17 protein-coding genes and 1 tRNA gene are annotated in these 14795 nt (G+C 61.4%); 7 read left to right on the top strand and 11 right to left on the bottom strand.

The window, feature by feature from the left end; genetic code table 11:
• Window positions 1–3 precede the first annotated feature (3 nt).
• The 5 genes from K3175_RS06115 (at window position 4) to K3175_RS06095 (ending at window position 4915) form a co-directional block, all read left to right on the top strand.
• Entirely contained in the window at window positions 4–1614 is a 1611-nt protein-coding gene (locus K3175_RS06115; protein ID WP_221542511.1) for a carboxyl transferase domain-containing protein, read from the top strand.
• A gap of 73 nt (window positions 1615–1687) precedes the next feature.
• On the top strand, window positions 1688–2356 hold the full coding sequence (locus K3175_RS06110; protein WP_221542510.1) for a hypothetical protein: 669 nt from the start codon (window positions 1688–1690) through the stop codon (window positions 2354–2356).
• Window positions 2357–2416: 60 nt separating this feature from the next.
• Window positions 2417–3025, top strand: a complete 609-nt coding sequence (locus K3175_RS06105) for a lysophospholipid acyltransferase family protein (protein ID WP_221542509.1) — start codon at window positions 2417–2419, stop codon at window positions 3023–3025.
• Between the two features lie 79 nt (window positions 3026–3104).
• Window positions 3105–3659: a dCTP deaminase gene (gene dcd, locus K3175_RS06100; RefSeq protein WP_221542508.1), complete on the top strand. Its 555-nt coding sequence runs from the start codon at window positions 3105–3107 to the stop codon at window positions 3657–3659.
• 80 nt (window positions 3660–3739) lie between these two features.
• Window positions 3740–4915: a saccharopine dehydrogenase family protein gene (locus K3175_RS06095; protein WP_221542507.1), complete on the top strand. Its 1176-nt coding sequence runs from the start codon at window positions 3740–3742 to the stop codon at window positions 4913–4915.
• A gap of 41 nt (window positions 4916–4956) precedes the next feature.
• Here K3175_RS06095 and K3175_RS06090 read toward each other — a convergent pair whose 3' ends face one another.
• Together K3175_RS06090 and K3175_RS06085 are read right to left on the bottom strand one after the other, a co-directional pair.
• Window positions 4957–7176 carry a TonB-dependent receptor gene (locus K3175_RS06090; RefSeq protein ID WP_247710757.1) on the bottom strand — a complete coding sequence of 740 codons (2220 nt, stop codon included), beginning with the start codon at window positions 7174–7176 and terminating at the stop codon, window positions 4957–4959.
• Window positions 7177–7257: 81 nt separating this feature from the next.
• Window positions 7258–7332: transfer RNA gene (locus K3175_RS06085), tRNA-Gly, on the bottom strand.
• Between the two features lie 197 nt (window positions 7333–7529).
• Between K3175_RS06085 and K3175_RS06080 the strand changes: the two genes are divergently transcribed.
• Window positions 7530–8456 carry a tetratricopeptide repeat protein gene (locus K3175_RS06080; RefSeq protein ID WP_221542506.1) on the top strand — a complete coding sequence of 309 codons (927 nt, stop codon included), beginning with the start codon at window positions 7530–7532 and terminating at the stop codon, window positions 8454–8456.
• Complete coding sequence (locus K3175_RS06075; protein ID WP_221542505.1) at window positions 8453–9070, top strand: LON peptidase substrate-binding domain-containing protein; 618 nt, start codon at window positions 8453–8455, stop codon at window positions 9068–9070. The genes K3175_RS06080 and K3175_RS06075 overlap by 4 nt, the downstream gene beginning before the upstream one ends.
• A gap of 24 nt (window positions 9071–9094) precedes the next feature.
• On the opposite strand, the gene K3175_RS06070 is transcribed toward K3175_RS06075, so the two are convergent.
• The 9 genes from K3175_RS06070 to K3175_RS06030 form a co-directional block, all read right to left on the bottom strand.
• On the bottom strand, window positions 9095–9721 hold the full coding sequence (locus tag K3175_RS06070) for a MarC family protein (protein WP_221542504.1): 627 nt from the start codon (window positions 9719–9721) through the stop codon (window positions 9095–9097).
• Window positions 9721–10386 carry a hypothetical protein gene (locus K3175_RS06065; protein ID WP_221542503.1) on the bottom strand — a complete coding sequence of 222 codons (666 nt, stop codon included), beginning with the start codon at window positions 10384–10386 and terminating at the stop codon, window positions 9721–9723. Before K3175_RS06065 ends, K3175_RS06070 begins: the two co-directional genes overlap by 1 nt.
• On the bottom strand, window positions 10383–11276 hold the full coding sequence (gene folD, locus K3175_RS06060; RefSeq protein WP_221542502.1) for a bifunctional methylenetetrahydrofolate dehydrogenase/methenyltetrahydrofolate cyclohydrolase FolD: 894 nt from the start codon (window positions 11274–11276) through the stop codon (window positions 10383–10385). The genes K3175_RS06065 and folD overlap by 4 nt, the downstream gene beginning before the upstream one ends.
• Window positions 11273–11557, bottom strand: a complete 285-nt coding sequence (locus tag K3175_RS06055; RefSeq protein WP_224812551.1) for a YggT family protein — start codon at window positions 11555–11557, stop codon at window positions 11273–11275. Before K3175_RS06055 ends, folD begins: the two co-directional genes overlap by 4 nt.
• A 77-nt stretch (window positions 11558–11634) precedes the next feature.
• On the bottom strand, window positions 11635–12525 hold the full coding sequence (gene argB / locus K3175_RS06050) for an acetylglutamate kinase (RefSeq protein ID WP_221542501.1): 891 nt from the start codon (window positions 12523–12525) through the stop codon (window positions 11635–11637).
• A gap of 204 nt (window positions 12526–12729) precedes the next feature.
• The gene (locus K3175_RS06045) at window positions 12730–12873 is read right to left on the bottom strand and encodes a hypothetical protein (RefSeq protein WP_221542500.1); all 144 of its coding nucleotides are present in this window, start codon (window positions 12871–12873) and stop codon (window positions 12730–12732) included.
• 211 nt (window positions 12874–13084) lie between these two features.
• Entirely contained in the window at window positions 13085–13378 is a 294-nt protein-coding gene (locus K3175_RS06040; protein ID WP_221542499.1) for a PRC-barrel domain-containing protein, read from the bottom strand.
• Window positions 13379–13388: 10 nt separating this feature from the next.
• Entirely contained in the window at window positions 13389–13931 is a 543-nt protein-coding gene (locus K3175_RS06035) for a hypothetical protein (protein WP_221542498.1), read from the bottom strand.
• Window positions 13932–14175: 244 nt separating this feature from the next.
• The gene (locus K3175_RS06030; protein WP_221542497.1) at window positions 14176–14757 is read right to left on the bottom strand and encodes a DUF4440 domain-containing protein; all 582 of its coding nucleotides are present in this window, start codon (window positions 14755–14757) and stop codon (window positions 14176–14178) included.
• Window positions 14758–14795 lie beyond the last annotated feature (38 nt).

The raw sequence follows: 14795 nt of genomic DNA, 5'->3' as shown, positions 1-14795 counted from the left end.
ATTATGACCGCACCCGTTCTTACCTCCACGCTCGACCGCAAGGCTCCTGACGCCAAGGCGCGGTTCGACCACAACAAGTCACTCGCGGCCGACCTGCGCTCGACTGTTGCAGAGGCAGCGCTGGGCGGCAGCCAAGGCAGCCGGGAACGGCATGTCGGAAGGGGCAAGCTCCTGCCGCGCGAGCGTGTCGAGCGCTTGCTCGACCCAGGCAGCCCGTTCCTTGAGATCGGCCAGCTCGCCGCCAATGGCATGTACGGTAAGGATGCAATCAACGGCGCGGGGTTGATCGCGGGTATCGGCCGCGTCTCGGGCCGTCAGGTGATGATCGTGTGCAACGATGCCACGGTGAAGGGCGGCACCTATTACCCGATGACGGTGAAGAAGCATCTGCGTGCGCAGGAAATCGCGCAGGAGAACCGGCTGCCGTGCATCTATCTCGTTGATAGTGGAGGGGCCAATCTGCCGCATCAGGCCGAGGTATTCCCCGACCGCGACCATTTCGGGCGGATCTTCTTCAACCAAGCGAATATGTCGGCGCTGGGTATCCCGCAAATCGCCTGCGTGATGGGCAGTTGCACTGCGGGCGGCGCTTATGTGCCCGCCATGTCCGACGAGACCGTAATCGTGCGCAACCAAGGCACGATCTTCCTCGCCGGGCCTCCGCTGGTGAAAGCCGCGACAGGCGAGGAAATCAGCGCCGAGGACCTTGGCGGCGGCGATCTTCACGCCAAGAAATCGGGCGTGGTCGATCATCTGGCCGAGAATGACGAGCATGCCCTGACAATCGTGCGCGATATCGTTAGCCACCTCGGCGACAATTACGCAGCAGCCAAAGGTATCGAGCTTAAGGAACCGCGCGCGCCGAAATTCGACGCCGGCGATCTCTACGCCATTGTGCCCGAAGATGTCCGCGCGCCCTACGATGTGCACGAAATCATCGCCCGCCTCGTCGACGGGAGCGAATTCCACGAGTTCAAGCAGCATTACGGGAGCACGCTTGTCTGCGGCTTCGCGCATATCTGGGGTATGCCGGTGGCAATCCTCGCCAATAACGGCGTGCTGTTTTCCGAAAGCGCACAGAAGGGCGCGCACTTCATCGAACTCGCCTGCCAGCGCCGTATTCCGCTGCTGTTCCTACAGAACATCTCCGGCTTCATGGTCGGCGGAAAATACGAGGCCGAAGGCATTGCCAAGCATGGTGCGAAACTGGTGACCGCGGTCGCCACCGCCACCGTACCCAAGGTTACCGTGGTCATCGGCGGAAGCTTTGGCGCAGGCAATTACGGCATGTGCGGCCGAGCATATTCCCCGCGCTTCCTGTTCACGTGGCCCAATGCTCGCATCTCGGTGATGGGCGGCGAGCAGGCCGCGTCGGTCCTCGCCACCGTGCACCGCGACGCTGACAGTTGGTCCGAAGAACAGGCCGAGGAATTCAAGGCCCCGATCCGCCAGAAATACGAGGACGAAGGCAATCCTTATTACGCCACCGCCCGCCTGTGGGACGACGGCGTGATCGATCCGGCTCAGACCCGTGACGTCCTGGGGCTTGCTTTTGCTGCGACACTCGAAGCTCCGATACCCGACAGCCCGCAGTTCGGCGTATTCAGGATGTAGCGAAGGAACTTTCTCGGCGTTCCGTACATTCCAGCTTTATAACATGGGTTTGGGCTGGGCTGAGGAGAGTTCCATGGAAGGCCAAGAAGTCACAATCGCCATTATTATCATCGTCCTCTTGGTGGGGGCCTTGCTTGCATGGCTGTTCATCCAGCGAAATCGCACAAGGGAATTGCGTGATCGCTATGGCGAAGAATATGATCGCACGCTCGAGGCGAAAGGCGGCCGCAGAAGCGCTGAAGCCGACCTTGTCGAGCGCGAAGAACGCGTGAAAAAGTTGGAAATCCGTCCGCTCTCAGCTTCTGAGCGCGATCGCTTCGCCGGCGAATGGAAGGATACTAAGGCACTGTTCGTCGACAGTCCGGTCGAGGCTGTTAGCCGCGCCGACCGCCTGCTGACCGACATCATGTCCACGCGCGGTTATCCGATGGCGGATTTCGAAAAGCGTCATGCAGATCTTACCGTGGATCATGGCGATGTCGCAAAACACTATCTGGCGGGTCATGAAATCGCTGACCGGTCAAGCGACGCAACCACCGAGGAATTGCGCAGGGCGATCAATCACTATGAAGCCCTGTATGGCGAAATGACGAGCGAAGTTTCCGATGCTGACCAACGGTCAACCACAGAGTACCGCGAACAGAATGTGAGCGTTGAATACGGTGACGTCGATAGCCGCGATGAGACTGCTCCTGTCCGCCCTTCCGGTGATCCCGCACTGCGCGATCGGGATCGGGTGTAACTCCCTCCTTGCCAGTCGCAATCCGAGGCGGCCCTGCTAAGCGGCCCCTCGGAGTTCCCGATGCATCGTAAACCGTCCCTTCTCAGCCGCCTCGTGCGACGCATCCTTGTCCTGCTTTACCGGTGGAAAGGCTGGCAAATCGAAGGGTCGCGCCCGGATGTCACGAAATTCGTCATCCTTGGCGCCCCCCATACCTCGAACTGGGACTTCGTCTTTTTTCTCGGGGTTGCTGACGATCTGGGCATTCGCCCCAGCTTCATGGGCAAGAAAAGCCTCTTCAAATGGCCGGCAACCAACTTTATGCTCGACATGGGCGGAGTGCCGGTCGATCGCTCACAGCGTGCAAATTACGTTTCTCAGGTGGTGAAAGCATTCGAGGATGCGGATGAACTCGCGCTCGTGATCGCACCCGAAGGCTCGCGCACGTCGCAAGGTGAATGGCGAAGCGGTTTCTACCACATCGCCATGGCCGCCGGTGTCCCGATTGTTCCTGCCTGGGTCAATCATGACGCCATGACCGGCGGCATGGGAGAACCGCTGATGCCGACTGGAGATTATCGGGCTGATCTTGCCAAACTTGCCGCTTTCTATCGCGAGAAACGGCCCGACTGCGATCGCTTTGTCGTGCTTGAGAAAAGCACGCAAACGATCGCCGAAATGCACCGCTGATCCGATGGTCGGGCATTCGAGGGGGATTATTCGTGCCTCGCGCTTGCGGTTGGGCGGCGCGAAGGTCAATCACTGATCCATGGCGATTCTCTCCGACAAATGGATCCGCGAAGCGGCCACCACGCGCGACATGATCGAACCTTTCGTCGAGAGCCAGCGGCGCGACGGGATGATCAGCTTCGGCCTGTCATCCTTTGGCTACGATGCCCGGGTGGCCGACGAATTCAAGATTTTCACCAATGTCGACAATGCAGTGGTCGACCCCAAGGACTTTGCCGCGACCAGTTTCGTGGACCGGCAGACCGATGTCTGCGTGATCCCGCCGAACAGTTTCGCGCTCGCCCGGACGGTCGAATATTTCCGCATCCCGGAGGACGTACTCGTGATCTGCCTCGGCAAGAGCACCTACGCCCGCTGCGGGATTATTGTGAACGTCACCCCCCTCGAACCGGGCTGGGAAGGTCACGTGACCCTGGAATTCAGCAATACCACGCCCTTGCCGGCAAGAATTTACGCCAATGAAGGGGCCTGCCAGTTCCTCTTCCTGCAGGGCAACGAACGGCCGGAAGTCACCTATGCGGACAGGGCGGGCAAATATATGGGTCAGCGCGGCGTGACCCTCCCCCGCCTGTGACGCCGAGCGGCAATGCCGCAACGTCTTTGACTTGATCGCGAGGCGAGGCCACATCTCCCGATAAGAATGGGAGATATATAGTGGAAACTCGCGAATTCGACATCATCGTTTATGGAGCGACCGGCTATACCGGACGCCTTGTGGCGGAACATTTCGTGCGCGAATACGGCGCGTCCGACAGCGGACCCAAATGGGCTATGGCTGGGCGAAACGAAGACAAATTGGCTGCGGTGCGCGCAGAGATCGGCGCTTCACCTGTCACGCCCATGATCGTCGCCGATGCCGAAGACCCTGCCAGCCTCGAAGCCATGTGCCGCCGCGCCAAGGTCGTCATCAGCACCGTCGGACCCTACCAGCTATATGGCGATGCACTGGTCGAAGCCTGCGTGAAAACGGGTACGGACTATGCCGACCTCTGCGGAGAACCGGCCTGGATGGCGGAGAAGATCGCTGAGCATCATGCAGCAGCACAGGAAAGCGGAGCGCGTATCTGCTTTTCATCGGGCTTCGATTCCATTCCGTTCGACCTTGGCGTGCTGATGCTCCAGAAGGAGGCGAAGGAGCGCCATGGATCGCCCGCTCCACGCGTGAAGGGCCGTGTGCGGGCGATGAAGGGGACGTTCTCCGGCGGTACCGCCGCCAGCCTCGGTGCCACGATGAAGGCAGCAGTCAAGAATCCCGCCGTAGTTGGTGTCTTGCGGGACCCCTTTGCCCTGACGCCGGGTTTCGAAGGGCCGGATCAACCATCGGGGATGGTGCCGCATTATGAAGAGGATCTCGGCAAGTGGGCCGCGCCATTTGTCATGGCGGCGATCAACACGAAGAATGTCCACCGCACGAACTTTCTGCGCGGCCATCCTTACGGCACCGATTTTCGCTATGACGAGATGGTGCTGACCAGTCCGGGCGACGCCGGAAAGGCGGCCGCCGATGCGCTGGTCCAGATGGTCAAAAATCCCTTCGGCTCCAAGCCGCCCAAGCCAGGCGAAGGCCCGACGAAGGAAGAGCGCGAAAACGGTTTCTACGATGTGGTGTTTGTCGGAGAATGGCCCGATGGAAAGACCATGCGCTACGCCGTGAAGGGTAAGTTCGATCCGGGCTATGGCTCGACCAGCCGTATGCTCGGCGAAACCGCCATGGCCCTACTCGATAGCGACGCGGAAGGAGGCGTCGGCACTCCTGGCTCTTTTCTCGGCGAGGCGCTGGTGGACCGGCTGCGGGAACATGCGCACTTGCGCTTCGAAGTCGAGAATTAAAGATAAAGGGGGAGCGCCGCGCGCTCCCCCCAGATCTTCCGTCAGATGCTCATGCGCACGGCGACGCTGAAGTTGCGGCCCGCCAGCGGAACGAAGTCTTTGGTAAAGCTGGAGTGGCGACGCCCCTGTTCATCGAAGATGTTCTCGGCCTTGAAAATGACGGACAGGGCCGGATCGCTGGGCAGCGGACGCCAGATTGCCGAAGCGTTGACGAAGGTGAAACCTTCGGTCGGCGTTTCAAAAGGCGCCACGTCGTTCTGATCGTCGAACCATTCAACTTCACCGCGCAAGGTGATGTTGCCCGTATCCGCTTCGAGCGCACCCGCAAGGCTAAGCGGCGGGATGCGCGGCACGTTGAAACCATCATCCAGTTCGGCATCGAGATATTCGCCGCGCAGTTCGGCGGTCATGTCGAAGCCGGGCGTATCGATGAAGTTCCAGGCGACCTGGCCTTCGATTCCGGTGTAGGTCGCACCCTGTTGCAGATACTGAAACACCGGCAACTCGTCTTCCTCTTCACCGGTTTCGCTAAGGTAGATGTAATCATCAAACCACGAACGATACGCCGCCAGCGAAAGATCGACCGGACCGAGAGTGCCGCGGGCGAAGAGTTCGACACCCCAAGCCTTTTCCATCTCGAGATCCACGTCGCCGACCTCGAATTGCTGCGTAGCAACGTGCGGACCGTTGGAGAAAAGCTCTTCTGCACTGGGAGCACGTGAAACGCGCGACACGTTCACACCCGTACGGAATGCGGGAGTGAGTTCGTAGGCAAGGCCGATCGCTCCCGATACTCCGTCGAAGTCGCGCTCGATGCCGAGCGGGACGGAATCTACATCGGTGGTCTCGTAGCGCAGCGCACCTTCAAGCTGGAGCGGACCGTCGCCGTATTCCTGCAGCGTGAAGACCGACAGCTGCTCGGTACGGTTGGGCGCAACGTAGGCTTCCGCGCCTTCCGCCGCAAAATCGCGCAGGTAAAGCTGCACGCCGGTGGAACCGCGCAGCACATTGTCGGGGTTCTGAAGGATCTCGGCGCGTGCCTCGATACCCTGGACGTCAAAGACCGTGCCGACTTCATCACCTTCGAATTCGGTGTGGGTATAGTCGGAGTAGCCCGCACGGATCTTCAGACGCTGGAAGAAGCCATCCCCCAGCAGAATGTCTCCGCGCATGTCCGCGCGATACTGGCGCAAGCCGATGTTGACGGTTTCCGCGCCTTCCTCTTCACCATGCTCTTCCTCGGCTCCTTCTTCGCCTTCCTCGTGATGATGGTGAGCGCCGGGAAGAATGGGTACGCCATAGAATGTGTCGTAGACGCCGACGGATATGCCAAGGTTGGATCCGCCCCGGAAAAAGGCGACGCCGCCATTGGCCGCCCAGGTTTCGGTGCCGCTGTTGAAGAGGCGACCACGGGCATTGGCCGCTTCACGCAGTTCTTCTGCCTCTTCGAGTTCGCCCTCTTCCTCTTCCTCGTCGGCATCGGCCAGCAAGTCCGCGCGCAGATTGTCGGACAGCACATAGCCGGGAACTTCGAGATCGTCGGTCTTGCGGTAGAGGCCATCGGCGTGGACGACGAAGCCACCGCCCACAGGAAGATCGATCGAAGCCCCGCCTTCGCGCAGGTCGGCTACCGTATTGGCGCGCACCATCGCGTCGACATGCACATCTTCGGCAGGCACGCGGCGCGGAATGCGCTTGTCGATCACATTCACCGCGCCGCCGATTGCCTGGCTGCCATAGAGCAACACGGCCGGACCGCGAAGGACTTCGATGCTTTCAGCAGTCAGCGGGTCGATCGATACGGCATGGTCGGCCGAAGTGTTCGAAACATCGATCGCACCGATACCGTCGACCAGAACTTTCACGCGTTCGCCAGAGAAGCCGCGCAGGATTGGCCGCGACGCCCCGGGAGAAAAGCCGGTGGCAGTCACACCGGGGATATGGGCGAGCACTTCGCCGATCTGGCCATCCATATTGGAATCGAGCTCTTCGCCCGAGATCACGTCAGTTCCGGCCAGAAGGTCGAATTGGCGCAGCCCTTCGGCGCTCACGATAATAGTGCCGTCGGGACCGATCCGGCGGTTGTGCAAGTCGTCCTCGGCAGTGGGGCTGTCGTCCGGCACGCTGGCCTGCTGCGCCATGGAGGGCGCGGCGTAGCTGAGGGCAAAAAGTGACAGGGATGCGCCCAGAGCGCGGCGGAGCGTTACGGTGTGATACAACATAACGCGCCCCATAGCCGCGATCCATGCGAACGCAACCATTCTCGCGACGAATTACATATTTGTGCGACAAACGACAAAAGGCCGCCTTCGGCAGCCTTTACGTCTTCACAGTCTGGGAAATGGAGCGGGCGAGGCGATTCGAACGCCCGACCCCAACCTTGGCAAGGTTGTGCTCTACCCCTGAGCTACGCCCGCTCACTGGCGCTCTACCGAACCGTGTGGCCCGGTGGGGAGGCGCGCAACTAGCAACGGCTCTCGAGTCCCGCAAGCAAAAAAATGCGCTTTTTTTCGCTCCGCTTGCGCGAGGGGCTTCTGCCCTTCACATTCGCTCGGGAAAGCCCACATGGGCGGGTGACAGTTTATATAGCGAAAGGCGGTTTTACGTGGCGAGCATGGGTTTGAGCATCGACGAGCAGAAAGCAGTCGAGAAGTTCAAGAAAGACGTCGTCGAACCGTCGATGGCGAAACTCGTCATCCTCGATTTCTTTGCTGAATGGTGTGGCCCGTGCAAGGCGCTCACCCCGATGCTGGAAAAGGTCGCGGGCGAATATGCCGACAAAGGCGTGGTGCTGGTCAAGGTCGATGTAGATCAGGACAAATTCATCGCGGCCCAATTTCAGGTCCAGTCGATCCCGACGGTCTACGCCATGTTCCAGGGTCAGCCAGTAGCCGACCTTACGAATGCACGCAGCGAATCGCAGCTCAAGCAGACCCTCGACCAGATCCTGTCCCAGCTTCCGGTTGAAGGCGGCGATGATGCCGCTGGTGCGCAGGCCCAGGCCGCAGAGCAGGTAGAGCAGTTCGTCGCCATGGGCGAGCAGGTGCTGGCCGAAGGCGATGCTGCTCGGGCTGCCGGCATTTTCGCGCAAGTAACCGAGATGGCGCCCGACAATGCCGCCGCGCATGCAGGGCTCATCAGGGCATTAACGCAAGCGGGACAGGTAGAAGAAGCGAAATCCGTCCTTGCCGCGATCGAGACCAATCCGGCGCTCGCCAATGACAGCCTGATCGACAACGCCAAGGCAGCCCTGGAACTGGCAGGCAATAAGGTAGATGATGGCGAACTTGCCGCGCTGCGCGAGAAGGCTGCCGCCGATCCTGCCAATATGGATGCCCGGCTCGCCTACGCCGAGGCGGCCTTCGCCGCCGGACAACGCGATGCGGCGGCCGACGAATTGCTTTCGATGGTCGAGGCTGACCGCGAATGGAACGAGGGTGCTGCGCGCACCAAGCTGCTCGATATCTTCAACGCGGTGGGGCTCGAAGACCCTTGGGTCGTGGCGACGCGCCGCCGCCTCTCGAAGCTGCTCTTCGGATGAGCGAAACAAAGCGCCTTTCCATCTTCCCGCTGCCTGGAGCAATCCTGTTTCCGGGCTTGCAGCTGCCGCTGCATATTTTCGAGCAGCGATATCGCGATCTGGTGGGCAGCGCGCTCGCCAAGGATCGCCTGATCGGCATGGTGCAGCCGCAGCGCAGCTCCGACGGCTCCCCGCTTTACGAGATCGGCTGCCTTGGCCGGATAGACGATGTCGAGGCGCTGGAAGATGGGCGCTATAACATCGTGCTCGACGGCGAAGCGCGCTTCCGCGTCCTGCGCGAACTGGAAGTCAGCACGGCCTTCCGGCAGGTAGAAGCCGAGCTCATAGAGGATCCGCAGAACGAGGTTCTGGCCAGTGTCGAACGCGCCGGCTTCGAGTTCGAGGCCAAGCGCTTTGCGGCGATGCAGGGCTATTCGGTCGACTGGGATTCGGTCGAACGGCTCGACGATGAGACGCTGATCAACGGGGTCGCGCAGATCGCTCCTTTTGACAGCGCCGCAAAGCAGGCCCTGCTCGAGGCGAACACTCTATCTGAACGCTGCGAGCTGATGGTTCAGCTGATGCAGTTCTTCGCCCTGCGCGATGACGGTGACGAGATCGTTACTCTTCAGTGATCCGCGCCAGGGCTTGTCAGTTGGTCAGAGATTGAACGATCCGCGAAGGCCGTCGATCACATATTGGGCAGCCAGCGCAGCGAGCAGGACGCCCAGCACGCGGGTAATTGCCGCTTCCACCTTGTCTCCGAACAGACGCATGATCGGACCCGCAGCCATAAGGGCGAGCATTGTGATGATCAGCACGCCAGCCAAGGCGCCCAGCACGGTGAAGGTCTGGGCCAGATCGCTCGCCTCGTTCATGAGCAGCATGATGGCCGCGATCGCGCCGGGACCGGCGAGCATCGGAATGGCCATCGGGAAAATCGAGACATCCTCGACCTCAGGCGTGGCTGCAACCTTCTCGGCCCGCTCCTCGCGGCGCTGAGTGCGCTTTTCGAAGACCATTTCGAACGCAATCCAGAACAGCATCAACCCGCCTGCGATGCGGAAGCTGTCGAGGTCGATGTGGAGCGCGCCCAACAATTGTTCGCCGAAGAGCGCGAAAATCAGAAGGATGACGGCCGCGATCAACACTGCGCGGATAGCCATATTGCGCCGCTCAGCCGTCGACGCGCCCTTGGTAAGACCCGCATAAATGGGCGCGCATCCGGGCGGATCGATCACCACGAACAGAGTGATGAAAGCGGAAACGAAGAGCTGGGCAAGCATCAGTCTGTGAACACCTTTGGTCCGGTTACTTCGAATTCGCCATTCCACAGCAACAGAGTGACGGTGCTTCCGCCGTCCATCGTGTGGATCAGATATTGGAGCGAGCCATCGTCAGACTGGCCTTTTGCCGCCGGGCGTTCGCTGCTGGCCATGCGCTGGCCTGCGGGCACGGGTTCGGCACAGTTCGCCACCTTGGTCGACACGAAATCGGGCGCTGTTAACGGTGCGTCCAAATCCTGCCCGATATCGGCTTCCCAGAGATAGGAACCGTCACGCTGCCGCCGCCAGACGGTGAGGAATTCACCGTTCCTGCCGTCGGGCCACTGCGCCGCGCCCTGCGACACCGCGAGGCTGCCGTCGCAGCTCGACCAGATCTGATGCGGCTGCCAGGCGACTGCGGATGCAGGATCGGCGCGGCCTTTCAGCCATTGCTGCGCATTCACCGCTTCGGGCACGAACATCGTCGCATCATCCGCCGCGTAATCCGCGAAAGCGGTCCACTGGCCATCGTCTTGCGCGGCGCGGGCGAAGGCGAGTTCCGTCGCCACGACCTTGCCCGGATTGGCGACGGGCTGGATGAAGCGGCCGTAGCGCTCCTGCGGACCGCCTGCACAGGCGGAGAGAGACAGGGCTGCGATGGCCGCGAAGGCGAGACGCCAGCTCACAGGCTATCCGGCACCTGTAATCCGGCATTACGGTAGGCCGCGACCAGCGTGTTCCGCAAAAGCACGGCGATCGTCATCGGCCCGACACCGCCCGGTACCGGCGTGATTGCTCCAGCGACCGCTTCGGCCCCGGCATAATCCACATCGCCCACCAGGCGTCCCTTTTCCGCGCCTTCGGCGGGTGGGAGGCGGTTGATGCCGACGTCGATCACGGTTGCGCCATCCTTCAGCCAGTCTGCCTTGACCATCTCCGCGCGGCCCACGGCGGCGACTACGATGTCGGCGCGTTTGACCACGGCGGGCAGGTCTTTGGTGCGGCTATGCGCGATGGTGACGGTGGCATTAGCATCGAGCAGCAGTTGCGCCATCGGCTTGCCGACGATGTTCGAGCGGCCGATCACAACGGCGTCGAAACCGGACAGGTCGCCCAGCCGGTCGGTCAGTAGCATCATGCAGCCAAGCGGCGTACAGGGCACGAAGCCGCTCTGCCCCACGGCGAGGCGGCCAGCATTGGTGACATGGAACCCGTCCACATCCTTATCCGGGCTGATCGCGGCGATCACGGCCTGATCGTCGAGATGATAGGGCAGCGGCAGCTGGACGAGGATGCCGTCCACCGCATCGTCAGCATTCAGCTGTTCGACCAGTGCCAGCAATTCGGCTTCGCTGGTGCCGGCCGGCAGGCGGTGTTCGAAGCTTTCCATGCCGGCGGCCACGGTGGCCTTGTGCTTGCTGCCGACATACACCTGACTGGCGGGGTCTTCCCCCACCAGCACCACGGCGAGGCCCGCCTTGCGGCCCGTAGCGGCAGAGAACTTCGCGGCCTGGTCCCCCACCCGCTCGCGCAGGTTGGCGGCGAAGGCTTTCCCGTCGATCCGTTCCGCGGTCATACGGACATGATGATGTTGCGCAGGACGATCAGGATGATCTGCAGCAATATGATCACCACCAGCGGCGAGAAATCGATCGAGCCGGTATTGGGCATCCGGTTGCGGATCGGCCTGAGGACCGGTTCCAGCAGGCGGTTGATGGCGTCGTAAAAGCCCATCAGGAATTCGTTGCGGCCCACCACGTTGAAGGCGAACAGCAGGCCGATGACGAACTGGATGATGATCAGCATCACGAAGATGTTCGTGATCATCTCGATGATCTGGTAGAGGGTAATCAGCACTTGGGTCGATCCCGTAGTCTTGAGTGGCAGTACCTTTGGCCTGTGCCCCTACAAGAGGTGCGCGCGCGCCGCCACCCCTAAGCCGCGCTTATCAGCGTGCCGGCACCGCGGGCGGTGAAGAATTCCAGCAGCATCGCATGCGGCACCCGCCCGTCGAGCACGACGGCCGCCTCGCAGCCCGCCTCCACCGCGCTGACGCAGGTTTCCAGCTTGGGGATCATGCCGCCGCTGATCGTGCCGTCAGTGCGCAGTTCGGCGATGTCCGCCGGGGTGAGATCGGTGAGCAGCTTGCCCTGTTTGTCCAGCACACCGTCGACATCGGTCAGCAACAGCAGCCGCGCCGCCCCCAGCGCCGCCGCCAGCGCGCCCGCCATGGTATCGGCATTGATGTTGTAGGTATGCCCGTCCTCGCCCGTGCCGATGGGGGCGACCACCGGGATCATGCCCGCCGCCGTGGCGGTTTCGATGATGGTGGTATCGACCGCGCTGGGTTCGCCGACGAAGCCGAGATCGAGCGCTTTTTCGATATTGCTTTCCGGGTCCTTGGTCGTGCGTTCGACCTTGCGCGCCGTCACCAGCCCGCCGTCCTTGCCCGAGATGCCCATGGCCTTGCCCCCGGCGCGGGCGATCGAGCCGACGATGGATTTGTTGATCGCGCCCGAAAGGACCATTTCGGCGACGTCTGCCGTAGCCTTGTCGGTCACGCGCAGCCCGTCGACGAAGCGGGTTTCTACGCCGAGCTTCTTCAGCATGGCGCCGATCTGCGGGCCGCCGCCATGGACCACCACCGGGTTGATGCCGACCGCTTTAAGCAGCACCACATCCTCGGCGAATTCGCGCGCGGCGTCTTCATCGCCCATCGCATTGCCGCCGTATTTCACCACGAAACTGCGCCCGGCATAGCGCTGGAAATAGGGCAGCGCTTCGATCAGCGTCTGCGCCTTGGCGCTGGCATCGGTGAGATTCATGGGCACTCTTTCCATCGGCTATCCTGTGGGTTCGTGCGCCCCATTAGCCGCTGGATCGCCGGGGCGGAAGAGCATGATCGCCGCCCTGCGCCACCAGCCTTTCGCGCAAGCCTCCCCAACAACAAAGCCCCACAACAAATCAGCGGCCACCCGTTTCGGGGCGGCCGCCGTTTTGTGCCTTGTGAGAGGCGCTAAGGTGAAACCCTACTTGTTCTGTTCGGGTTTCTTGTCGGACTTGGCGCCATCGTTCTGCTTACCGGCACCGCCCTGCTGTTGGGGCTGCTTGTCGCGGTTTGCGTCCTTGCCGCCCTGCTGGGGCTGGCCGGACTTCTGGTCCTTGTTGTCCATGGTGTTTTCCTTCGGAAAATCGTGGCGCGGAAGATACCGGCCACAAATAATCAAGCGAAGGGAAGAGCGATGGTTTCAGTCCTTGCGCCAGTAGGGGCTGGAATTGCGCCAGTCGCCCGAAGGCCGCAGAAAACCAACCCGTTATAGGAAACTGAATGTGAAAAGGGGCAGCGAAAACCGCCGCCCCTTCAGCATGTAACGGGCCAGTCGCTTACAGACGCCGTACCCTGGTGTAGGTATAGGCGGTGGGCGAAGGCGTCTCCGGCCTGTCGTAGATCGCGTGATCCCCCCGGATGTCGAGATATTCGGCGGCGACCAGCGTGCCGTCTTCCATTCGCAAGGCGATCACTTCCTCGCGGTCCTTGTCGACCAGCATGTCTTCCACGCGGCCCAGCTCCTCTCCGGTGACGGAGCGCACGGGCCAGCCGCGAATGTCTTGGTCATCGTTTACGAGCTGCCATTTGGACAGCCTATCGAGATCGGCAAATCTGTCTTCATGATGCATGGGGAATTCCTTATTCGACCGTGTCGACACGGCTGGCGAAGATCATGGCGGTGGCGCTTGTATCCACTTCACGCGTCACGCTTTCGGGCAGATCGCCGGGGAATGCGCGCACTTCGCCTTCGATGGTCACCCGCGAACCGGGGTTCACGTCGACCTGGCCTTCCATGGGCGTGTTGGGCGTGGGATATTCGTCGAACATGACGAGCGTTTCATTGTCGCCTTCACCGACGGTGAAGCCTTCATCGCCCACCACTTCGTTCACGGCCACATCGCTCAGGCGGACATCGCGTCCGATCATGTCACCGAGCGAGGCAAGACCCGCAAGTCCTGTGAGAGCAGTCACTTCGCCATCCACGCCAGTGTCCCCGGCAGGATCGGTCACGGCCGTATCGTCGACATAGGGTTCCTCGATCACCGTTTCATCGGCGACGAGCTCGTCATCGCCATTGGTGCCTTCGATGAGCCACCAGATCAACGCGATCACACCGGCCAGGAGCAACAGCCACCAGAGCCATGATAAAGATGATTTCTTCTCTACGGGAATTTCAGCCATAGGGTATCCTCCTCATTGGGGACACAACTACCCAACAGCCCGTCAAGTCGCGTGCCCCTAAGCCAACAGCCTTCCATGAAGAGAAACGTTCCAAATTAAATCGGATTCGTACGTTTCTTAAGAATCCGGGTCATATTTTACTTCTTTCACTTAACCTTTGTTGCGTTCGAGGCCATGTAATACTCTATCATTCAGTGTATCGAGGGGGGGGCGGGCCACTTGCTTCCCATCGCGTCCAAGGCTGTCACTGCGCACCTTCGGGCGGATATTGCGGGGCGGCGCCGTGATCGAGGCTGAGGCTTTCGAGCAGGCGGAAGCGCGCTTCCTGCGGCATCCATTGCCAGATGTGGATGTACCGGCCGCCGCCGGTCTGCACCCAGCCTTTTTCCTCGCCCCGCCATTCGAGGAAGGTATGGTGCGCTTCTTCCAGCGCGCCCCAATCGCCCAGCTGCTTGATCGTGCGGCTGCCGGGCACCAGCAGGCGGCGGTTGCGATAGCCCTCGTCCTCGCCGCCGGGTTTGCGCCGGTCGCATTGCTCATGTTCCCCGGCGAGAAATTCCTCCGCGCTGGCGGCGGCCACTCCGGCGAGATCGTGGAGCATGCGGAAATCCTCATGCAGCAGGGGCGCGGCGGCGGCGGGATCGCAGGCTTCGAAGAAATTCCAGAACAGGGCGGCGTCATTCGCCTCGATCCGCGCGGTCATCTCCGCGCCCGTCGGCATCGGCGGTGCAGCGGCGCTGGCGGAGGAAGGTGCGCCCGAAGTAGCGTCTGCGGATGGAATTGCCTGCGCGAGCAGGAGGGCGGCAAGCCCGGTGGCGGCGATCATGTCGGTCTACTCCCTTATGTGTATTGCTCAAATAATAC

Source organism: Qipengyuania aestuarii, from assembly GCF_019711535.1.
GTDB lineage: Bacteria > Pseudomonadota > Alphaproteobacteria > Sphingomonadales > Sphingomonadaceae > Qipengyuania > Qipengyuania aestuarii.
The sequence above is the reverse complement of the archived record's forward strand: the minus strand, read 5'-3'. Positions and strand labels throughout refer to the sequence as shown.